Source organism: Bacillus sp. SIMBA_026, assembly GCF_046535335.1.
Lineage (GTDB): Bacteria > Bacillota > Bacilli > Bacillales > Bacillaceae > Bacillus > Bacillus velezensis.
Window position 1 is genome coordinate 2,073,433 of the sequence record NZ_JAWRWX010000001.1, and the last position, 21,970, is coordinate 2,095,402.

Here is a 21,970-nt window from a genome sequence, read left to right on the forward strand (position 1 = left end):
GATTTCTCCACTCCGAATATTTGTTTATGTCAATTGAAACTGTGCGATTTCTTCGTATTTAGGCGACCGGTCAAGATGGGTCTGAAACAGTGAAAACCGGCTGACGGCACTTTGCACCCTGCCGCTTTCAAACGGCACATCGTCAGGAAACGGCCGGTCTCCCGCCCACTTCCGCGCCATCGTCATATGAGGGTGATAAGGCCGTTTTTCCACTTGAAAACCGGCTTTCAAAACAGCCTGTTTTATTTTTTCCCGCAAATCAAAGAGCAGTTCATTCCGTTCGGGCTCAAGGTGAAGCACTCTCGGCTGTCTGCGGTCGCCGAAAATATCCAGATGCTGAAACTGTACGGTAAACGGCTGCGCTGCCGACGCAGCATCTGCGAGCAGAGACGATAATTTCGCAAGCCGTTCTTCATCCGCGGCTCCGAGAAAAATGAGTGTAATATGATAGTCATGCGGGTGCACCCATTTTTTGAATGATAACGCCGGCTCCTTTTTGGCTGCTTCCCAAATCGGTTCAGCAATGTCAGCCGGAATCGGAATGCCGATAAAATAATGCGGCAATGAAGCTTTCATACGAGGATCTCCCCCTCTTTGGTTATGGTGTTATTATAAAACGGATAAGCGGAGAGGAGAACCCTGTCCGCTCATTATGATAGGATATTATGTACCGAACGTTTTATACAGAAAGGAATGAGCCGGCCTTGAAAATCGTAAACAGCACGGCGGAGCTGATCGGCGGCACACCGATCGTAAAGCTCAATCGCCTTCAGCCAGAACATGCAGCACAGGTCTATTTAAAATTAGAATCGTTTAACCCGAGCGGCAGTGTCAAAGACAGAGCGGCTTACAATATGATCATTGAAGCGGAAAACAGCGGGCATTTAAAACCCGGCTCTGTCATCATCGAACCGACAAGCGGCAACACAGGCATCGGCCTGGCGATGAACGCGGCGGCGCGCGGCTACAAGGCAATCCTCGTCATGCCTGACACGATGACGAAAGAACGCATCAACCTCCTGAAAGCGTACGGCGCGGAGGTTGTGTTAACACCAGGGGCGGAAAGAATGCCCGGCAGCATCAAAAAAGCGAAAGAACTCGCCGAACAGATTCCGGGAAGTTTTATCCCGATGCAATTCGATAACGGCGCTAATCCAGATGCCCACCGAAAAACGACCGCCATTGAAATCTATCAGGCCGTTCAGCAGCTCAACAGACCGCTCGGTGCTTTTGTGGCAACGGCGGGAACGGGCGGAACCATTACCGGAACCGGAGAAACGCTGAAGGAGCTTTTCCCGGATATGATTGTTCATGTCGCCGAGCCCGCGGGATCTCCCGTCCTGTCTGGCGGAAAACCCGGCGCTCATAAGCTTGTCGGGACAAGCCCCGGATTTATTCCCGGCATACTGAATCAGGACGTTTACGATGAAATCATGAAAATATCTGATGAGGATGCGTATACGACAACACGTCGTCTGGCCCGGGAAGAAGGTATACTCGTCGGCCCGTCTTCAGGCGCCGCCTGCTTCGCCGCCATTGAAACCGCAAAACGCCTCCCTTCCGAACAGATCGTCATCTGTATGACGGCCGATACGGGAGAACGTTATTTATCAACGGATTTATGGTCATTTGAATGATAAAAAGGGATGCCGCTTTCGGCGTCCCTTTTTATTATCACTTGGCAAGCTCATAAATGGCTTCGGCATATAAAGCCGTTGACCGGAGAAGGTCATCAATTTCAATGTACTCATCCTTTTGATGCGCGCTGTCAGGCCGGCCGGGGAACAGCGGTCCGAACGCGACGCCCGCCGAAAGGGATCTCGCATACGTTCCTCCGCCGATTGAAATCAGATCCGCTTTCTTTCCCGTCTGTCCTTCGTAAACCTTTTGAAGCGTCTTTACGAGCGGATGATCGGCAGAAACGTGGTGCGGTTTGCTGTCTTTAAATTCTTCAAGCCGGCATTCTTCAGCAGACGTAAAAGCATCACGGATGACTTTGCTGTCTGAAGTGACGGGATAACGGATGTTGATGCCGAGTTCTCCTTCCTCACCCTTTCTGTATGTAAAGGTGCCGACATTCAATGTAAGCTCTCCGCTGATGTCATCCCTGCAATCGATTTTCAGTTTTTTGCCTCGTGTATCATTTAAAAAATAGTCACTGACGGTTTTGACAAAGTGCTTTCCGGCTTCATCCAGCTCCGTTCCGTTAAGGCATTCAGCAAGCTTTAAGCCGGCATTGACACCATTATCCGGTTCCATCGCGTGGCATGATTTTCCGTATACCCGAAGCGTCAGTTTTCCATTTTCCGAAACTGCTTCACCTTGTGTTTTTGACTGCTCCAGCCATTTGCTGAAATATGCGTGCACGGCATCAAGACCGTCCCCTTCAATAACCGCTTCAGCCGCATCCGGCACCATGTTCAAGCGCAGTCCTGAACGGAATGACAGAAGCCCGTTTTTTGCGTCTTTGTCAGAAGCGCTTTTTGCAATGCGCAGTGACGCATCTATAATCCCTTTTTCCGCGTTAATGATCGGAAAATCGGCGTCAGGAGCAAAGCCGATGTCAGGCATTTTTTCGTGTTTGAAGTAGTGATCCACGCATCTCCAATCACTTTCTTCATCCGTTCCGATGATGATTCTCACGCGTTTGGATAAAGGAAGCTGCATGTCTTTGACGATTTTCAGCGCGTAAAACGCCGCCATTGTCGGCCCTTTATCATCTATGGCGCCTCTGGCATATATCCGGCCGTCCCTGATATCGGCTGAAAACGGATCGCTCGTCCAGCCGTCTCCGGGCGGAACGACATCGACGTGGCACAAAACGCCGACGATTTCGTCACCCGTTCCCCATTCAATATGGCCCGCATAGCCGTCAAGATTCTTTACGGTGAAGCCTTCTTTTTCACCGAATTCCAGCAGTGACGTCAGGCTGGCATTGACGCCTTCTCCAAACGGCCGGCCGGGACCGGCTGTTGATTCGTCCATTACGCTGTTGATCTGCAAAAACTTCTGCGTGTCACGGATCAGATCTTCTTTGTTTCTGATGACTTCAACTTCCCAGTTCATCACAAATCCCCTTTCTTGATAAAGACTTGCAAAATGTCGATAAAACGAATAATATAGATGATGTTTTGAAAAAATGTTCGTCATTGGAGGTACTTATGTTTCATCTCGACAAGCATCAAACGACAATAAAAAGAGAAATTACCGCGGGATTGACCACCTTTTTCACAATGGTGTATATCATTGTCGTCAATCCGGTGATCCTTTCCAATGCGGGAATTCCGTTTGACCAGGTGTTCACCGCGACGATTATCGCTTCCATTGTCGGAACTTTATGGATGGCTCTCGCTGCAAATTTTCCGATCGCCATTGCCCCCGGCATGGGCTTAAACGCGTATCTTGCCTTTCACGTTGTCGGCACAGGCAGCGGCATTACGTATCAGACGGCTTTCAGCGCCGTTTTTATCGCGGGAGTCATCTTTATTATTTTATCGTTAACGCCTTTAAGAAAACAACTTATAGAAGCGATTCCGGACAATTTAAAATACGGAATTACGACCGGCATCGGCTTATTTATCGCTTTTATCGGCTTACGCCAATCCGGAATCATCACGGCTGATAAATCTAATCTTGTCGCACTCGGCGATCTTCATTCGCCCGCCGTCATTTTAACGCTTATCGGACTTATCATCAGTATTGTACTGATGGTGCTGAATGTAAACGGGGCTCTGTTCATCGGAATGGCGCTGACCGCCGTCATTGCCTTTTTGACCGGGCAGATCCATTTCGCGAAAGGATTCATGTCCTTCCCGCACCTGCCGGAGGGGCTTTTGATCACAAATCCGTTCGGTGCCCTCGGGGATGTCGTGCATCACGGTCTGTACGCCGTTGTGTTTTCTTTTCTTCTTGTTACGATTTTTGACACAACCGGCACCATGATCGGTGTCGCCGAACAAGCGGGATTGATCAAAAACAATCAGCTGCCGAATGCCAGAAGAGCGCTTTTGGCTGATTCGACCGCTACGACGGTGGGAAGTATCTTCGGCACCAGCCCGACGACCGCGTTCGTTGAATCTTCAGCAGGTGTGGCGGCCGGCGGAAGAACGGGTCTGACGGCGCTGACGATAGCCGTTATGTTTGCCGTTTCCATGTTTTTCAGCCCGCTTGTCAGCGTCTTATCGGAAGTGTCCGCGATTACGTCACCGGCTCTGATTATTGTCGGCAGCCTGATGATGGGCGCGGTATCGAATATCCGCTGGAATGAGCTTGATGAAGCGTTCCCGGCCTTTCTCGTCATTTTGGCGATGCCTTTAACGTCCAGTATTTCAACCGGAATCGCACTCGGCTTCATTTCATATCCGCTTGTTAAAGCAGCTAAGAAAAAATGGCGCGAAATCCATCCTTTAGTCATCATCTTCGCCGTACTGTTTTTTATTCAGCTTTTTATTTTGAACGGACATTAAGAAAAATCCCTTTCCTTTTTCGGAAAGGGATTTTCACATATAAAGAACGGAAAGAATCGCGGCAATGAGACACCAGGCGGAACAGATGACTTGGATGACGGTTAATGCGCTGTTTCGCGCCCGGAAATAATCATCACTGTCTCTCTTGATACCGCTTAAAACCGGTTTATCCGTGATCCGGTCAAATAAAAGCGACGCGGCATAGCGGCTGACGATCGCAAACAAAATGAGGACTGCCGGCTTCAGTAAGAGCGGAAGAACGAGAATAAGAGCCGTAAAAGCCGCGGTTAAAAGGTAAAGCTGCCGGAGATACCCGCCGTTTCGGATCAGCACTTTAAAGAACAATTCTTTCCACGCCGTATACGCCGACCGTTTTGTAAAGATGTGCTTTGAGCGGGGATATAAAAACGGCTTGCTCCGCCCTTTATTTTTACCATTCGGGAGCTGCACATCATGGCTGAGCATCAAAACAAAGGCCGCGAAAGAAAGCTTGCGCCTGTTCTCCTCAAGCACTTCTTCCTCAAAGGCTGATAATGTCTCCGTCCCTTTCCAAGTCAAAAGGGCGGAACAGATGAACAATATACATCCCGCCGGCCAAAGCCAATACCATTCGGCGGCAAAGACGATCATAAAAAACGCACCCGCCATCAGAACCATCACTTTCAGCCAGCCCGCCGCCTGATTCCCGAATGTCCGCCTGCTGTTTTTTCTGTGCCGATGTACGGCTAATATCGCGGTATGGAAGCCGAACAGACAGCAAAACATACCTGAATATGCCGGTAAGGTACAGTCACCGTACTGGCGCCATAAGGGAAATAACAATACGGCAAGCGCACCCCATTTGATAAGGGAAAGGAACATCGAATACAAAAGCGCGTACCTTTTCAGCTTTTGCATCAGATGTTTTGCATGCACCAAAAATACGTGATCCGCTTCCAGCAAAAAGGTATGAATAAAACCCGTGCACAACAGCAGGGCACTGAATACATACAGCCAGCCCCATCCTAATACTCCTGCCGCTCCATTAAGAAGCCCCCTGCCGTTCAGCCATTCAGCATATTGATAAACGGCAAATGCGGCAGCGGGAAGAACGATATACAGCGCGACCGTCCAATCAATGACCGTCTGAAACACCTTCCATTGATACCGCCAATAATGAAACAGCCTTTGAAAAAACAAAGCCCGCCCGGTCATCGCTGACTGCTCCGAACCGCTGAATAAAAGCAATCCAGCAGTGAACGGCTCCCCGTTTTTTCCTGAAGCTCCTCTAACGTGCCTTGAAGAAGCAGAGCGCCCTGATCCAGCAAATAAAACCGGTCGCAGATTTTTTCCGCCGTATCCAGAACATGAGTGCACATCAAAATCCCCGCGCCCCTTTCTTTCTCAGCAATCAGCATGTCGGTAAACAGCTTCGTTGAGATCGGATCAAGTCCGATAAAAGGCTCATCAATGATGTAAATATCCGGCTTCGCCAAAAATGCCTGTATAAGCATCAATTTTTGCTGCATCCCTTTTGAAAAGCCGGAAGGCAAATCATGTTTTACAGACGTCAGCGAAAACTCTTCAAGCAGCCGCCCTGCCCGCTCACGGCATTCTTCCCCTTCTATACCCCGCAATGACCCGGTCAGCTCGAGGTGCTCCCAAAGCGTCAGTTCATCGTAAAAACTCGGACGCTCCGGTATGTAAGCATAAGATGAATCATTCCACTCAATACCGCCTTCTATATCCCGGGACAGCCCGAGAACCGCCTTTATCACTGTACTTTTCCCCGCGCCGTTCGCTCCGATTAAACCGGCAATTTCACCAGCGTTGACTGACAGAGATACATCAGAAATCACCTTCGGCCTGTCAGCATAACCGGCGCAGACAATGTTTGCATTCAATAATTCTCCCAAACTTCTCACTCCCCCGTTTTCATACGGACATGTATAAAAAAAGTTTCAGTTTCCATAATAATAAAAGCGGACCGGGCATAGTAATGCACCAAGGCGGCACCCATTTGGAAAAAATTATCTGCGCTTATTCCTAGATTCATGTTGTCCATATCGTGTATAATGGAGGCAGTTAAAAGAGAAAAAACAGAATGTCATCCTTTGTTGCTTATTCGTACGAAGTTTTAGAGTCGAAAGTTGTGGTATATCAAGTCCATCCGATCTTATGATAGGGAGTGGTTTTTTGAAACCTTCAACAAATCGTATGCTGACTCGGATTAAATCAGTTTACATGTTCATCCAGGAAAAAGGTCTTGTGACAACACAGGAACTGGTTGATGAATTCGGCATTACACCTAGAACCATTCAGCGAGACTTAAATGTGTTAGCATACAATGATCTTGTTCATAGTCCTAGCCGAGGCAAGTGGGAGACAACACGAAAAAAAGTGAAAATTACATCTTAAGCGAACAATTACATAAGGCCCTTTTCGGCCTGACATGCTGCAAGGCAAAGCAGCGTCTTTGCCTTGTTTTTTGTTCCTCTATATAAAAAGCCCAAAACAAATCTGTTTTGGGCTTTTCTGATATCGATTACACTTCAGCGCCTCTCAGCGTTTCGAGCTCCTCTTCAGTCAGCTCGCGGAATTCCCCCGGTTTAAGATCCGGGTCAAGAGGAACAGCCCCCATCGAAAGCCGCTTCAAATAAGCCACTTCATTTCCGACAGCCTTTGCCATCAGCTTCACCTGATGATATTTGCCTTCTGTAATGGTCAAGTGAATCACCGTTTCATCCGGGCTTTCTGTAATAATTTCAACGGCTGCCGGCTTCGTCTTATAGCCTCCTTCAATGACGACGCCTCTTTCCAGATGAACGATGTCTTCCGGTGACAGAGGTGAAGTTAACCGGACCTCATATGTTTTGGGCACATGCTTTTTCGGAGAAAGCAGGCGATGAGCGAGCTGCCCGTCATTGGTCAGAAGCAAAAAGCCTTCCGTATCCTTATCAAGACGTCCCGCCGGAAACGGTTCAAATCGCTGTTCTTCAGGCGTCAGCAGATCAACCACCGTTTGCTGGCGGCTGTCTTCGGTAGCGGACAGCACTCCTTGCGGCTTATTCATCATGACATAAATAAATTCACGATAGTCTGCCGGCTCTCCGTATACCGTGATGTCCTGTTTTTCCGGATCGACATGGGTTTTCACATCTTTCGCCGGCTCTCCGTCAATCATGACAGCCCCAGCCTTGACGATTTTTTTCACATCTTTTCTTGAGCCGAATCCGCTGTTGGCAAGCAGCTTATCAAGTCTCATCCTGATCCTCTCCTTTAAAAAGAAAAGCCCGCGATAAGCGGACTATTCATTATTCTTAATGGGCGGAATGCCTGCCTCTCCTCAAAACGCGGGGCAGACGGTTTCCAAACATTTTTTGTAAAAATCCGATTCGGTACGCGGCAAACATGTACACCGCACCGCCGGCAGCGGCGCAGACAAAGACGACAATCGCCGCATGCACCTGGCCGCTTTGGTATGTTACAAAGAAACTGAGCAGCCATTGAGTCAGCTTGACCGCGACTCCCATCACGACGGACAGGACTGCAATTAAAATAACCCGTTTTATAAGTACCGTATACGAATAGCCCGCATGGCGCTTAATCATAATAAAACCGTACAGAAGAGAAGCGATATAACCGAGCGCCGTTGCCAAGATGGCCCCGTCTCCCTGAAACAGCTTGATCAGCGGCACGTTCAGCACCACTTTTATAATGACGCCGATGAAAAGGCTCACGACAGCAAATTTCTGCTTATTAATCCCTTGCAGGATCGCGGCGTTTACGGTAAACAGAGAAAACAGAATCGCGACAGGCGCGTACCAGAACAATATATCCTGTCCGATATCCGGGCGAAGACTTTCAGAGCCGTAGAAGAACGTATAGGCCGGACCCGATAACACGGACATCCCGACAACAGCGGGAATAACCAAAAACAGAATGATTTGCATCGTCTGGTTAATCTGCTGGTTCAAAAGCTTATAATTCCTGCTCGTAAACGATTCAGTAATCGTCGGAATCAGCGTCAGACCGAAAGCGGTCGCCAGAGAAACCGGGATCATCACAAGCTTCGGCACATAAAGGGTGACAATCGCAAGCATGTCCTGGCTGATATCCTTATGACCCGCTGCAATCATCGCTTTATTAAACGTATTCGTATCGATATATGAATACAAAGGAATCGCCAGTCCGACAAATACGTAAGGAGCGGCATAACTGAAAAGCTCAATGAACATTTTTTTATAACTTAAGTTCGCAGACGGGACGAGATTCGGCTTCATCGCCAGAAGATCGCCCTTCCGCTTATTCCAGTAAATATAAAGGACGACAAGCCCTCCGAATGATCCGATCAGCGCCGCGAAAGTCGCGTATCCGACTGCGATGACAAGGCCGCCGTTAATCACTCTTAAAATCAAATACGTGGCGCCCAATAAAAAGATGATCCGGGCAAGCTGCTCCACAACCTGTGAAACGGCTGTCGGCCCCATCATCTGATGACCTTGGAAAAAACCGCGCACAAGACTCATAATCGGCACGACCAAAAGTGCCAGACTGACCATCCGGATGACATAAACGACGTGGTCAATCGTAAGTCCGTTGTTACTCGTGCCGCCGAGAGATGTTTCCGCAAAAAACGGCGCTGAAATATAAAGAATTGAAAAAGCGATCATCCCGGTTACGAGCATAACCGACATTCCCGCTCTCAGCATCCGCCTGCTCGTCTCATAGTCTCCCTTGGAATTATATTTCGAGACAAATTTTGAAACCGCGGCGGGAAATCCCATCGTGGCAATGTTTAAAAACAGTGTATATTGATTATATCCGTATTGAAACAAAGCTCCGCCCGTCGCTCCGACCATCGCTCCGAACGGGATCAGATAAATCATCCCTAAAATCCGCGATATATAGGTGCCGAGCGTCAGCACGAACGTGCCCCTTAACAATTTGCTTGACATGTTTCCTCATCACCATTTTCTACGAAGATTCAACTTTTCTATTTTAACACAACTGGGCAATTAGACGGTAATAATTACAGCGGGAAACTTTTTGGGAAAACTCTTTAAAAACAAAATACGTTTAAGGATTCCCTTTCTTTCGCTATAATAGCAGAAAGCGGACATTTCCGCCTATTATACGTGAAAAAGAAAGTTGTTGATGAAATATGAAACACTATGACGTGATTGTGATCGGCGGCGGCCCGTCCGGTTTAATGGCTGCGATTGCCGCAGGCGAAGAAGGGGCGGACGTATTATTAATCGATAAAGGAAACAAGCTGGGACGGAAGCTGGCGATTTCCGGCGGCGGGCGCTGCAACGTGACCAACCGCCTCCCCGTTGAAGAAATCATCAAACACATCCCCGGCAACGGCCGCTTTTTATACAGCGCGTTTTCCGAATTTAATAATGAAGATATTATCGCCTTTTTTGAAAAACTCGGCATTCAGCTGAAAGAAGAAGACCACGGGCGCATGTTCCCGGTGACGGACAAAGCGCAAAGCGTTGTCGATGCGCTTTTGAACCGATTAAAACAACTGAATGTCACCATCCGCACAAATGAAAAAATCAAAGAAGTGCGGTACGAGAACGGCAGGACAGCAGGCATTACGACAAACAATGACGAACACATTAACGCAGACGCCGTCATTATCGCGGTCGGCGGAAAATCAGTCCCGCATACCGGCAGCACCGGAGACGGCTATGCATGGGCGGAAGCGGCCGGTCATACCGTGACCGAACTCTTTCCGACGGAAGTGCCGGTTACGTCGTCAGAACCGTTTATTAAACAAAAAACACTTCAGGGGCTGTCCCTTAGAAACGCGGCCGTCAGCGTCCTGAATAAAAAAGGCAAACCAATCGTCACACACGTGATGGACATGCTGTTTACCCATTTCGGCTTGTCAGGCCCCGCCATTCTCCGCTGCAGCCAGTTTGTCGTCAAAGAACTGAAAAAGCAGCCAGAGGTCAAACTCCGCATCGATCTGTTTCCAGGCATCAACGAGGAAGAGTTATTTCAAAAGATGCACAAGGAACTGAAAGACGCACCGAAAAAAGCGCTCAAAAACGCGCTGAAGCCGTGGATGCAGGAACGGTATCTGCTTTTTCTTCTGGAACGGAACGGTCTTGATCCGCAGACAAGCTTTACGGAACTGCCGAAGGATCAATTCAGGGCTTTTGTCAAAGACTGCAAACAATTTATGGTTGCCGCTGACGGAACGCTTTCTTTGGACAAAGCGTTTGTCACAGGCGGAGGTGTTTCCGTAAAAGAGATTGAGCCGAAACAAATGGCGTCAAAAAAAATGGAAGGCTTATATTTTTGCGGAGAAATACTCGATATTCACGGCTATACCGGGGGCTACAATATCACTTCAGCCTTTGTCACGGGGCGTCTCGCCGGTTTGAATGCAGGACGTTTCTCACGCTCGCTCTAAATGGTTTAAAGCGCACTTACCTGAGCGTCCCCGTTGATAATTGACCAAAAACATGATAGAGTTTTCTGCGTTTTGTTTCACCTGATTGAGGGAATAGGAAGAAAGGATTGATCTGCAATCGTACGACCATACTAAAACAAAATGGCGTATTGAAAAAAATAGTCAGAGGGTGAGAACGTTTGAAGAAGAACATCTCCAGTGTTTTTTGGATTGTGATTGTCATCACAGCCGCTGCGGTTTTATGGGGGGCCATTTCTCCTGACAGCCTGCAGCAAGTCACTGATACGGCACAAAAATTTATTACGGATTCTTTCGGCTGGTATTATCTGCTGGTCGTTTCTATATTTGTCGGTTTCTGTCTCTTTCTCATTGTAAGTCCGATCGGCACAATAAAACTCGGAAAACCCGGGGAAAAACCGGAATTCGGCTTATTATCATGGTTTGCCATGCTTTTCAGCGCAGGCATGGGAATCGGTTTGGTATTTTACGGGGCTGCGGAACCGATCAGCCATTACGCCATCAGCTCTCCCTCAGGTGAAACAGAAACGCCCCAAGCATTTCGTGATGCGCTCCGGTACACATTTTTCCACTGGGGGCTGCACGCTTGGGCCATCTATGCGGTTGTCGCTTTATGTATCGCATATTTTCAATTCAGAAAAGACGCGCCCGGTTTGATCAGCAGCACACTGACACCGCTTTTGGGCGATAAAGTAAACGGGCCGATCGGCAAAGCGATTGACTGTATCGCCGTGTTTGCGACCGTTGTCGGTGTGGCGACAAGCTTAGGGCTCGGAGCGACTCAGATCAACGGCGGTCTGCATTATTTATTCGGCATTCCGAAAACATTTTCCATTCAGCTGATCCTGATCGCTGTCGTGACCGTGTTATTTTTGATTTCTGCGTGGAGCGGAATCGGCAAAGGGATTAAATACTTAAGCAATACCAACATGGCGCTCGCGGCTATTTTAATGATCTTTATGCTCATTGCAGGCCCGACGGTGCTGATTATGAACTCATTTACCGATTCTATCGGCCAATACATCCAAAATATCGTGCAGATGAGCTTTCGCTTGTCTCCGAATGATCCCCAAAAACGCGAATGGATTAACAGCTGGACCATTTTCTATTGGGCCTGGTGGATATCCTGGTCGCCGTTTGTCGGCATTTTTATCGCCCGTGTATCAAGGGGCCGGACGATCCGGGAATTTTTAATCGGGGTGTTGGTGACACCTTGTATATTGGCTTTCTTATGGTTTGCGATCTTCGGTGTATCCGCGATGGATCTTCAGCAGAAAGGCGTATTCAATGTCGCGGGAATGTCAACGGATACGATGCTGTTCGGCGCACTCAGCCACTATCCGCTGACAATGGTGACATCCGTATTAACGCTTGTTCTGATCGCTGTATTCTTTATTACATCAGCGGATTCAGCGACATTTGTGCTTGGAATGCAAACGTCTTACGGCTCATTAGACCCGTCAAACCGGGTGAAAATCATCTGGGGCGTCATCCAGTCCGCCGTAGCAGCGGTTTTATTATATTCCGGCGGTCTTGCCGCACTGCAAAACACGGCCATTCTCGCCGCGGTTCCGTTTTCAGTCGTGATCCTTCTGATGATCGTGTCTCTGTACAAGTCATTAGCGAGCGAGAGAAAAGGAATCAAACAAGCGGAGAAATACCAAAAACCAAGAAGTCCCCGCGTCAAAAAAGCATAATGCACAAAGAAGTCCGGCATTTCGTCCGGACTTCTTTATTTTCGGTATAAAATGAGAGCGGAAAAACAATAAAGCTGCTCACCTTCAGGATCACAGGCCGCCGCTACCGTATATTTAATATCAACGAGCTGTTCATCAGAAATCCCCTTTAAAAAAGTATTGACTTCCGTCTGCAGATCCTTTTCATGCTCCTCATCAAAAACAGCTATCTTCAGCACATCACCCTCTCCTTTCTCTATCAATTTATTCCGGTTCAATTGAAATATGATAGAGAAAAACAGATTTTCTTTTTTACTGATTTTTACTAAAAGCAACCAAAAATAGTTATTGAAAACGCTTACTAACGTATGATAATATCATTTTAATAATAACCAGGTCATTTCTGTTTAGTAAATATTTAGTAAAAAGGAGATGCAAAATGGTCCGTCTCAAAGATATTGCCTTACAGGCATCTGTATCCAGCGCGACAGTATCGAGAATTTTGAATAAGGATGACTCTTTGGCCGTGACTGATGAAACAAGAGAAAAAGTTCTGAGAATCGCCGATGAGCTGGGCTATCAGCCGTCGGCAAAAAGACGGAAGAACCGCAGCCGCAGCGATTCAGCGCCCCTGATCGGCGTTGTCAGCTGCCTGTCACCCGAAGAAGAACGGCAGGATCCTTATTTTTCAGCGATCCGAAAAGGCATTGAGGAAGAATGCTTTCGGCAAAAAGTTTTTATCACATCTTCTATCCATCTCGGTTCTTTTCAAGAGCATATGTTTCACGAACTGGACGGCGTGATCATAATCGGCAGCCTGCAAGACGAGGTGCTTACGAATATCAGCGCCGCTTTCAGGCACGCGGTATTTGTTAACGGCACCCCCGATCCCGCCCGCTACGATTCCGTCAGCGTGGATTTTTATGCCGCAGCGCAAAAGGCGATAGAACATCTTCTGTCGCTCGGTTACCAGCGGCTCGGTTATATCGGCGGCCGGGAGCGGGAGCATACCGTCATAGACGGTGTAAACAGCAATAAAACGATTGAGGATAAGCGTCTGACCGCTTTCTTACAAATGGCCGGCGCCGAGCCGGAGCATGTACTGATCGGCGAATACAGCATGCACGAAGGGTTCCGGCTGATGAATGAAGCCATCAAAGGCGGAAGTCTCCCCGATGCCTTTTTTATCGCAAGTGATTCGATGGCTGTCGGCGCTTTAAAAGCCTTGCAGGAAGCCGGTCTTCAAGTCCCGCGCGATACGGCGGTTGTCAGCTTCAACGGAATTGATGAGGCAGAATACGCCAGCACGCCGTTATCAACGGTAAAAGTATACACGGAAGAGATGGGCCGGACGGGTGTCAAATTGCTTCTCGACCGTTTAAACGGCAGAACCGTCCCGCTGGCCGTGACGCTCCCCACTTCATTGATTGTCAGACAAAGCTGCGGCTCACAAGAAAGGAGGTGACGTGTCCCGCAGCGTTTATATCATATTTAAAGGAGGAAAAGATGAAACGCTTACTGGCTTTGTTTCTTTCTTTTACTTGCATGATACTTCCCGGCTGCTCGGCAGAACAGAGCGGCGCCGGAGAAAAGCAGAAAACATTGACAGTCTATTCCACCATATCCTCAGACAGCGAACGCGCCGTATTCAGAAAGTTGGCTGATTCATTCCAAAAAGAACATCCGGACATTCAAGTAAACGTTCATTTCCCAGGCAATGACTACGAAAATATGATGAGGGTCAGAATGGCAGCCGGTGACATGCCCGATCTTTTCGACACACACGGCTGGGCCAAAATCCGCTACGGAGAATATACCGCCGACCTCAGCGGCATGTCTTGGACGAAGCGGCTCGATCCGAATTTAAACAGCATGCTCAAAGACGCCAAAGGCAGAATATACGCCTTCCCTCTGAATCAGGCAAAGGACGGACTGGCCTACAACCGCACGCTGTTGGAAAAATACGGAATAAAACCACCGGAAACAATGGATGATTTTATGAAAGCACTGCGACAGATTAAAGAAAAAAGCGGCGGAACAGTCACCCCCTTCTGGTTTGCCGGCTATGAGAAAAGCTCATTTGCCCAATATTACGATCAATTCGCCGCACCGCTTCTCATCACAGATCCCGCACACCGTTACAAAAAACAACTGTTAAACGGAACCTTCCGCTGGACACACTTCACCTATTTATCTGACAAACTGAAAGAGATGCAAAAGGAAAACCTGCTCAATATAGATGCCGTGACGGCAAAACGGTCCCAGCTCATTGAACTGATGGCGCAAAACAAAATCGCCTTTACGCTGCAGGGCGGCACCCTCGGCCAAGATGTCGCTCAAATCAATCCGAAGGTAAAAGTCGGCATCATACCGACCCCGGCCGTCCACAAGGGAGACGCGCCGGTTTGGATCGGAGGCGAACGTTACACGCTGGCGGCGTTCAAGGATTCCCCGCGGCTTAAAGAAGCGAAACAGTTTATCGCATTTATGGCCCGCCCCGAGCATGCAAAATCAATTGCCGAAGCGACCTCGCTTCCGGCCGGATTAGTGAATGTGCAAACGGACATTTTCTACGCAAATGACTATAAGCGCTATCAGCATATTAAGGTGCAGCCTTATTTTGACCGCCTTTATTTGCCGAACGGAATGTGGGATGTGATGGGAACAGCCGGGCAGGAGCTGATGGCCGATATCTTAACCCCCGCTGAAATTTCAGCGAAACTCGGCAGGGAATATAAGCGGCTCCGGCTTCAATCTGATTCACAGGGAGCTGAAAAAGAATGAGTGATCTTGCAAGAGAAACCCAAGGATTTCAACATCAAAAGCCGGTAAAATCCGCGTCACTGTGGTGGATGTACGTCCCCGCTCTTGCCACGGTATTTATTTTCATGATTTTTCCGTTTGTCAAAGGCGCTTTTATCACATTTACAAACTGGAACGGCTTCTCACAGACGTATCAATGGGTGGGAGTCACTCAATATAAAAGGCTTTTAACAGATCCGGACACGTGGCTTGTTGTGAAAAATACTTTGCTTTACGGAATCGGAAGCACTTTTTTTCAGAATATGCTCGGACTTTTATATGCGCTGCTTTTGAATCAGAGCTTAAAAATGAAGGCGCTCACAAGAACGATCGTCTACCTGCCCGTCATTATCAGTCCGCTGATAATGGGATACATTTGGTATTTTATTTTCTCATATGACGGGGGTGCGCTGAATGATGTACTTGGCGCACTGGGAATCGGTCCTGTCAACGCCTTGGCAAGCCCTGCGGCAAACCCGTGGATTATCGTGATGATTAACACGTATCAATACGCAGGCATTGCGATGATTGTATATTTGGCGGGGCTGCAAAGCATTCCGAAAGATTATTACGAGGCCGCAAAAATAGATGGCGCGGGAGGTCTTCAGCCGTTTTTCACCATCACCCTGCCTTTATTGATGCCGGCTGTCACCATCAACATGGTCATCAATATCATCGGCGGGCTGAAGCTGTTTGATGTCATTTTCGCGCTGACCGCAGGCGGGCCGGGCAATTCCTCTCAATCGATGTCGACGTTTATGTATGATTTATATTTTAAACGGCAGGATGCGGGATATGCCGCCGCCCAAGGCGTATTTATGTCCGTTATTATTCTTGTCATCAGCTTTTCGGCGCTCGTGTATTTCAAGCGAAAGGAGACAGAAATGTCATGAAAACAGCCCGAATGCGGATTTTTACGCTGTTGGCAGCCGTTATCTCGTGCGTTCATATTGTCCCATTTTATATTTTGCTGACCACGTCATTAAAAGCAAAAGGAGACTACAGTTCAAAATGGTCGCTGCCATCCGCCTTTTCATTTCAGAATTTTCGTGAAGCATGGGAACGTGCCTCTCTCGGGCAATCCTTTCTGAACACGATCATCATTACAGCCGTTTCCGCCGCTTTATTAATTTTCATGGGTTCGCTTGCCGCATACCCTCTCGCAAGAAGAAATACAAAGCTGAACAAAATCGTCTTCGGCCTTTTGATTTCAATCATGATCATCCCGCCTTTGACTTCCATGGTTCCTTTATACAAGATGGTCGCTGATGCGGGGCTGATCAATACGCATGCCGCAGCCATTCTCATTAATACTGCTGCATATATGCCGCTGACCGTTTTCTTATATTCAGGGTTTATCCGCTCTTCCATTCCGAAAGAGCTTGAGGAAGCCGCCAGGATGGACGGCGCGGGATTGATCAGGACTTTTTATACAATCGTGTTTCCTTTGTTGAAACCGATTACCGCAACGGTCTGCATTATTTCCTGCGTGTTTATCTGGAACGATTACCAATTTGCGATTTTCTTTTTACAAGATCAAAAGGTGCAGACATTGACCGTGGCCATGGCGGGATTCTTCGGCGAAAACGCGAACAATCTTCACTTAGTCGCCGCAGCCGCAATTATGGCGATGCTGCCGATGGTCGTTTTGTTTTTGGCGCTTCAAAAATATTTTATCTCAGGGCTGTCCTCCGGGGCGGTCAAAGGCTGAGAAGAAAAGGGAGGAATTTCTGTTGAAGAAAATTACGTTTATCGGAGCGGGGAGCACGATTTTCGCAAAAAATGTACTGGGGGACTGCTTACTGACTGAAGCATTAAACGGGTTTGAATTCGCGCTTTATGATATTGACGCTGTACGGCTGAAAGAATCCCAGCTCATGCTGGAAAACATGAGAGACCGCTACAATACGAGTATATCCATCATCTCCTACGATGACCGAAAACAGGCGCTGAAACACGCCGGCTATGTGATCAATGCCATTCAGGTCGGCGGCTATAAACCCGCGACGGTCATTGACTTTGACATCCCGAAGCGGTACGGTCTCCGCCAGACGATTGCCGATACCGTCGGAATAGGCGGCATTTTCCGTTCCCTTCGCACCATCCCCGTTTTATTTGACATCGCAAAAGACATGGAAGAGGTCTGCCCGGATGCGTGGCTGTTAAACTATACAAATCCGATGGCCTCTCTGACCGGAGCGATGCTCAGACATACAAATGTCAAAACGGTCGGCCTGTGCCACAGCGTCCAGGCATGTACCAAAGATCTGTTTGACTCACTCGGCATGGATCACGAAGGTACGGAAGAACGCATTGCCGGCATCAACCATATGGCTTGGCTTTTGGAGATTAAAAAAGACGGAATTGATTTATATCCTGAAATTAAAAGACGGGCACGCGAAAAACAAAAGACGAAACATAAGGACATGGTGCGGTTTGAGCTGATGGATAAATTCGGCTGCTACGTAACGGAATCATCTGAGCATAATGCCGAATATCATCCGTATTTTATAAAAAGCCGGTATCCGGAGCTGATAGATGAACTCCAAATCCCGCTTGATGAATATCCGAGGAGATGCGCGGAACAAATCAACAATTGGGAAACGATGAGAGACGGCATCATCAACAACCAAAACCTGACGCATGAACGCTCGAAAGAATACGGTTCGAGAATTATAGAAGCAATGGAGACGGGCCGTCCGTTCACATTCGGCGGAAATGTGCTGAATACCGGGCTGATACCGAATCTGCCGGCGAAAGCGGTCGTTGAAGTGCCTTGCACAGCCGTCAAAAACCACATTATGCCGTGCTATTCCGGCGAACTTCCGGAGCAGCTCGCGGCGCTCAACAGAACAAACATTAACACACAGCTTTTAACCATCGAAGCGGCCGTTACATTAAAAAAGGAAGCCGTATATCAGGCGGCCATGCTTGACCCGCATACAAGCGCCGAGCTTTCCATGAATGACATCATATCTTTGTGCGATGACTTATTTGAAGCGCACAAAGACTGGCTTCCGGCTTATCACTGATCATTCGCGATCCGGTCCTGGGCAGGCCGGACGCTTTTATATGTTCAGTACCAGTTTGACCGTCTGTAAAGTGTGTCCTTTAAAATCTTCTTCAAATTCACATACCCATTGAAACCCTTTCGCTTGATAAAAGGATAAGGCAATGCGGTTTTCTTTTTCTGCATGGACATAAAGCTTTTTTACCCCGCCGGACTGCCTGATGCATTCTTTAAGGAGTGCCGTGCCTATCCCGCTTCCCTGGCAATCCGGGTCAATATAGATGGCGGTCAGCTCCGCATTTCCGTCTTTTTGAACCGGGGTGACATTTGCAAAACCGAGCACTCGTCCCTCTTCTTCTGCCACAAAGAACAGAGAATGCAAGAGCCGGCGTTCCATTATCTCATCCTGATAGGCCGATTCGAGAAACTGATCCTGAATGTGTCTGGGAATAATCCCTTCATACGTATGATGCCAGCTGCGTTCTGCGACTTGCCGGACCTGTTTGATATCGTTTGTTTTCATCGCGCGGATCATCGGTTTCACCTGATTCGCCTCCCGTTTTTCTATAAAAAAAGAAGAAAAAGACGCACGTCCCTTTTCTTCTTCAATTCAAAGCGTTATTTCTTCGGCTTTGTTTCGCCTTCCCACTCCAGCATGCCGCCTTCAACATTAACCGTACGGAAGCCCTGCTCATGTAAATACATACAAACGTTCATACTTCTTTTTCCGGAGCGGCAGATAAATACATACTCCTTGTCCTTGTCTAACGCATCCATCTTCTCAGGGATGTCCCCCATGCGGATGTGAACGGCCTCCGGAATCATTCCTTCGGCAACTTCTTCGTCTTCTCTGACATCAATCAGATACAGCTCTTCTCCCGCTTTTAATTTTTCTTCCAGTGCGGCTGTGCTGATTTCATTTATTTTCAATGTATGACACTCCCATTCATCTTTATGGTGTTAAGTATACCAAAGCCCGCGGTGCAATTTCTATGATAGAGGCCTGATAAAAAAGCCCCTCTCTGTTGGAGAGGGGCTTCGTCCGGTCAGTTTGCCACGATATTGACAAGCTTGCCCGGTACGGCAATGATTTTCCGGATCGTTTTTCCTTCAAGCTGCTCTTTTACTTTTTCGTCAGCTTGTGCGAGCTGTTCTAACGCTGCTTTATCAGCATCAGCCGGAACCATTAATTTCGCTTTTACTTTTCCGTTCAGCTGTACGACGATTTCCACTTCATCGTCCACCAGTTTTGATTCGTCATAAGCAGGCCAAGCCTCGTATGCAATCGAACCTTCGTGGCCGAGTTTTTCCCACAGTTCTTCAGCCAAATGCGGCGCAATAGGAGAAAGCAGCTTCACAAAACCTTCAATATATTCTTTCGGCAGTTCATTCGCTTTGTAAGCTTCATTAATGAAGACCATCAGCTGAGAAATGCCCGTGTTAAAACGAAGGGCTTCGAAGTTTTCTGTCACTTTCATGACCGTTTCATGATAGACGCGCTCAAGAGTTTCGCCTGCGCCTTCTGTCACTTTGCCCGTCAGCTCGCCGTTTTCCTCGATAAACAAACGCCATACGCGGTCAAGGAAGCGGCGCGCTCCGTCAAGACCTGATTCAGACCAGGCGATAGATGCATCAAGCGGTCCCATAAACATTTCGTACAGGCGGAGCGTATCTGCTCCGTGAGACGCCACAATTTCATCCGGATTGACGACGTTTCCGCGGGATTTACTCATTTTTTCATTATTTTCCCCGAGAATCATTCCTTGGTTATACAGCTTTTGGAACGGTTCTTTCGTCGGCACGACACCGATATCGTAGAGGAATTTATGCCAGAAACGAGCGTACAGAAGGTGAAGCACGGCATGCTCCGCTCCTCCGATGTAAATATCAACGGGCAGCCATTTATCCAGTTTCTCAGGTGAAGCGAGCTGATCCGGATTTTTCGGGTCGATAAAGCGGAGGAAATACCAGCAGCTTCCCGCCCATTGCGGCATCGTGTTCGTTTCTCTTCTGCCTTTTTTGCCCGTTTCAGGATCAGTGACTTCCACCCACTCTTTAATGTTGGCAAGCGGTGATTCACCTGTTCCGCTCGGTTTGATCTCATCGGTTTTCGGCAGAATCAGCGGCAGCTCTTCCGCCGGAACGGCTGTTGACGTGCCGTCTTCCCAATGAATAACCGGAATCGGCTCGCCCCAATAGCGCTGGCGGCTGAACAGCCAATCACGCAGACGGTATGTCACTTTTTTCTCACCGTTTTTCGTTTCTTCAAGCCAGGCGATCATTTTTTCAATCGCTTCCGCTTTATTCAGTCCGTTCAGAAAGCCGGAATTGACATGCTCTCCGTCTCCCGTGTACGCTTCTTCTTCCGTGTTTCCGCCTTTTACGACTTCTTTGACAGGCAGGCTGAACACTTTGGCGAATTCAAAATCACGTTCGTCATGCGCCGGCACGGCCATTACAGCGCCCGTTCCGTAAGAGGCGAGGACATAATCCGCTATCCAGATCGGCAGCTTTTCTCCGTTTGCAGGGTTTACGGCATATGCGCCTGTGAAGACGCCCGTTTTTGTTTTCGCAAGATCCGTCCGTTCCAGATCACTTTTCGCCTGAACTTCTTTAACATAAGCGTCTACCGCTTCTTTTTGTACAGGTGTCGTGATGGCCTCCACAAGCTCATGCTCAGGAGCCAGTACGGCATAAGCCGCGCCGAACAGCGTGTCCGGTCTTGTCGTAAACACGGTAAACGTATCATCAGTGCCGTCGATCGCGAAATGCACGTTTGCGCCTTCTGAGCGTCCGATCCAGTTGCGCTGCATGTCTTTAATGCTTTCCGGCCAGTCAAGTTCTTCTAAATCTTCAAGAAGCCTGTCCGCATAAGCGGTGATTTTCAGCATCCATTGTCTCATCGGGCGGCGTTCAACCGGATGGCCGCCCCGCTCGCTTTTGCCGTCAATGACCTCTTCGTTCGCAAGCACCGTTCCGAGCGCCGGGCACCAGTTGACCGGCACTTCGTCTACGTAAGCGAGCCCTTTTTCGTACAGCTTGGTGAAGATCCACTGCGTCCACTTGTAATAGTCCGGATCAGTCGTATTGATTTCACGATCCCAATCGTAAGAAAATCCGAGTGATTGGATCTGGCGGCGGAAATTATCTATATTTTGTTTTGTGAACTCAGCCGGATCATTCCCCGTGTCAAGCGCGTATTGCTCAGCAGGAAGCCCGAATGCGTCCCATCCCATCGGATGAAGCACGTTGTATCCTTGCATGCGTCTCATGCGCGAAAGGATATCGGTTGCCGTATAGCCTTCCGGATGTCCGACATGAAGGCCGGCTCCTGAAGGATACGGGAACATGTCAAGCGCGTAAAACTTCGGCTTGTCATTCTCTTCACTGACGGCGAACGTTTTATGATCCAACCAGTAATTCTGCCATTTCTTTTCTATTTTTTCGTGCTGAAAACTCAACGTAAAAACCTCCTTCTGATTGAATACGGCGTATGTAGTCCAAGTATTGACGGGATGAGAAAGATTATATTCAGATTATTCTAAAACTAAAAAAAACTCCCTCATCCCAAAAAGGGACGAGAGATTTT

At 48.2% G+C, this 21,970-nt stretch carries 20 protein-coding genes and 1 other annotated feature (1 of these 21 cut by a window edge); of the genes, 10 read left to right on the forward strand and 10 right to left on the reverse strand.

The window, feature by feature from the left end:
- Nucleotides 1-24 precede the first annotated feature (24 nt).
- Entirely contained in the window at nt 25-576 is a 552-nt protein-coding gene (gene thpR, locus SB847_RS10195) for an RNA 2',3'-cyclic phosphodiesterase (RefSeq protein ID WP_410561286.1), read from the reverse strand.
- Nucleotides 577-665: 89 nt separating this feature from the next.
- Here thpR and cysK point away from each other — a divergent pair, with 89 nt between their 5' ends.
- Nucleotides 666-1,637, forward strand: a complete 972-nt coding sequence (gene cysK, locus SB847_RS10200; RefSeq protein WP_020954278.1) for a cysteine synthase A — start codon at nt 666-668, stop codon at nt 1,635-1,637.
- Between the two features lie 37 nt (nt 1,638-1,674).
- On the opposite strand, the gene pepV is transcribed toward cysK, so the two are convergent.
- Entirely contained in the window at nt 1,675-3,066 is a 1,392-nt protein-coding gene (pepV, locus tag SB847_RS10205) for a dipeptidase PepV (protein ID WP_410561285.1), read from the reverse strand.
- A 95-nt stretch (nt 3,067-3,161) separates the two neighbouring features.
- Here pepV and SB847_RS10210 point away from each other — a divergent pair, with 95 nt between their 5' ends.
- Nucleotides 3,162-4,466, forward strand: a complete 1,305-nt coding sequence (locus tag SB847_RS10210; protein ID WP_012118223.1) for an NCS2 family permease — start codon at nt 3,162-3,164, stop codon at nt 4,464-4,466.
- A 33-nt stretch (nt 4,467-4,499) separates the two neighbouring features.
- Here SB847_RS10210 and SB847_RS10215 read toward each other — a convergent pair whose 3' ends face one another.
- Complete coding sequence (locus tag SB847_RS10215) at nt 4,500-5,660, reverse strand: ABC transporter permease (protein WP_410577656.1); 1,161 nt, start codon at nt 5,658-5,660, stop codon at nt 4,500-4,502.
- Nucleotides 5,657-6,361: an ABC transporter ATP-binding protein gene (locus tag SB847_RS10220; RefSeq protein ID WP_014418670.1), complete on the reverse strand. Its 705-nt coding sequence runs from the start codon at nt 6,359-6,361 to the stop codon at nt 5,657-5,659. The genes SB847_RS10215 and SB847_RS10220 overlap by 4 nt, the downstream gene beginning before the upstream one ends.
- A gap of 280 nt (nt 6,362-6,641) precedes the next feature.
- Here SB847_RS10220 and SB847_RS10225 point away from each other — a divergent pair, with 280 nt between their 5' ends.
- Complete coding sequence (locus SB847_RS10225) at nt 6,642-6,863, forward strand: DeoR family transcriptional regulator (protein WP_003152337.1); 222 nt, start codon at nt 6,642-6,644, stop codon at nt 6,861-6,863.
- A gap of 127 nt (nt 6,864-6,990) precedes the next feature.
- Here SB847_RS10225 and SB847_RS10230 read toward each other — a convergent pair whose 3' ends face one another.
- Both SB847_RS10230 and SB847_RS10235 read right to left on the reverse strand, forming a co-directional pair.
- Entirely contained in the window at nt 6,991-7,710 is a 720-nt protein-coding gene (locus tag SB847_RS10230) for a pseudouridine synthase (protein ID WP_410577658.1), read from the reverse strand.
- Nucleotides 7,711-7,765: 55 nt separating this feature from the next.
- Nucleotides 7,766-9,403 (reverse strand): putative polysaccharide biosynthesis protein, encoded by a 1,638-nt coding sequence (locus SB847_RS10235; RefSeq protein ID WP_410561282.1) that lies wholly within the window; start codon nt 9,401-9,403, stop codon nt 7,766-7,768.
- Nucleotides 9,404-9,609: 206 nt separating this feature from the next.
- Between SB847_RS10235 and SB847_RS10240 the strand changes: the two genes are divergently transcribed.
- On the forward strand, nt 9,610-10,875 hold the full coding sequence (locus SB847_RS10240) for a BaiN/RdsA family NAD(P)/FAD-dependent oxidoreductase (protein ID WP_101670318.1): 1,266 nt from the start codon (nt 9,610-9,612) through the stop codon (nt 10,873-10,875).
- A gap of 179 nt (nt 10,876-11,054) precedes the next feature.
- On the forward strand, nt 11,055-12,590 hold the full coding sequence (gene opuD / locus SB847_RS10245) for a glycine betaine transporter OpuD (protein ID WP_012118228.1): 1,536 nt from the start codon (nt 11,055-11,057) through the stop codon (nt 12,588-12,590).
- A gap of 35 nt (nt 12,591-12,625) precedes the next feature.
- Here opuD and SB847_RS10250 read toward each other — a convergent pair whose 3' ends face one another.
- Nucleotides 12,626-12,808, reverse strand: a complete 183-nt coding sequence (locus tag SB847_RS10250; protein ID WP_003152309.1) for a sporulation protein Cse60 — start codon at nt 12,806-12,808, stop codon at nt 12,626-12,628.
- Nucleotides 12,809-13,008: 200 nt separating this feature from the next.
- On the opposite strand from SB847_RS10250, the gene SB847_RS10255 reads away from it, so the two are divergent.
- The 5 genes from SB847_RS10255 to melA are packed head-to-tail and all read left to right on the forward strand — an operon-like array spanning nt 13,009 to nt 18,403.
- Complete coding sequence (locus tag SB847_RS10255) at nt 13,009-14,034, forward strand: LacI family DNA-binding transcriptional regulator (protein WP_410561281.1); 1,026 nt, start codon at nt 13,009-13,011, stop codon at nt 14,032-14,034.
- Nucleotides 14,035-14,075: 41 nt separating this feature from the next.
- A complete protein-coding gene (locus SB847_RS10260; RefSeq protein WP_325084343.1) occupies nt 14,076-15,353 on the forward strand; it encodes an ABC transporter substrate-binding protein in 1,278 nt (425 codons plus the stop codon).
- Nucleotides 15,350-16,264, forward strand: coding sequence for a carbohydrate ABC transporter permease (locus tag SB847_RS10265; RefSeq protein ID WP_326150473.1), 915 nt, complete (start codon nt 15,350-15,352; stop codon nt 16,262-16,264). Before SB847_RS10260 ends, SB847_RS10265 begins: the two co-directional genes overlap by 4 nt.
- Nucleotides 16,261-17,082, forward strand: coding sequence for a carbohydrate ABC transporter permease (locus tag SB847_RS10270; protein WP_007408803.1), 822 nt, complete (start codon nt 16,261-16,263; stop codon nt 17,080-17,082). Before SB847_RS10265 ends, SB847_RS10270 begins: the two co-directional genes overlap by 4 nt.
- Before the next feature lie 22 nt (nt 17,083-17,104).
- Nucleotides 17,105-18,403 carry an alpha-galactosidase MelA gene (melA, locus tag SB847_RS10275; RefSeq protein ID WP_410561280.1) on the forward strand — a complete coding sequence of 433 codons (1,299 nt, stop codon included), beginning with the start codon at nt 17,105-17,107 and terminating at the stop codon, nt 18,401-18,403.
- A 36-nt stretch (nt 18,404-18,439) separates the two neighbouring features.
- On the opposite strand, the gene SB847_RS10280 is transcribed toward melA, so the two are convergent.
- The 3 genes from SB847_RS10280 to leuS form a co-directional block, all read right to left on the reverse strand.
- Complete coding sequence (locus tag SB847_RS10280) at nt 18,440-18,916, reverse strand: GNAT family N-acetyltransferase (RefSeq protein ID WP_410563123.1); 477 nt, start codon at nt 18,914-18,916, stop codon at nt 18,440-18,442.
- 83 nt (nt 18,917-18,999) lie between these two features.
- Entirely contained in the window at nt 19,000-19,311 is a 312-nt protein-coding gene (locus SB847_RS10285) for a rhodanese-like domain-containing protein (protein WP_003152299.1), read from the reverse strand.
- 116 nt (nt 19,312-19,427) lie between these two features.
- Nucleotides 19,428-21,842 (reverse strand): leucine--tRNA ligase, encoded by a 2,415-nt coding sequence (gene leuS, locus SB847_RS10290; protein WP_410561279.1) that lies wholly within the window; start codon nt 21,840-21,842, stop codon nt 19,428-19,430.
- Between the two features lie 109 nt (nt 21,843-21,951).
- Nucleotides 21,952-21,970, reverse strand: a binding site (T-box leader) (it continues 195 nt past the right edge of the window).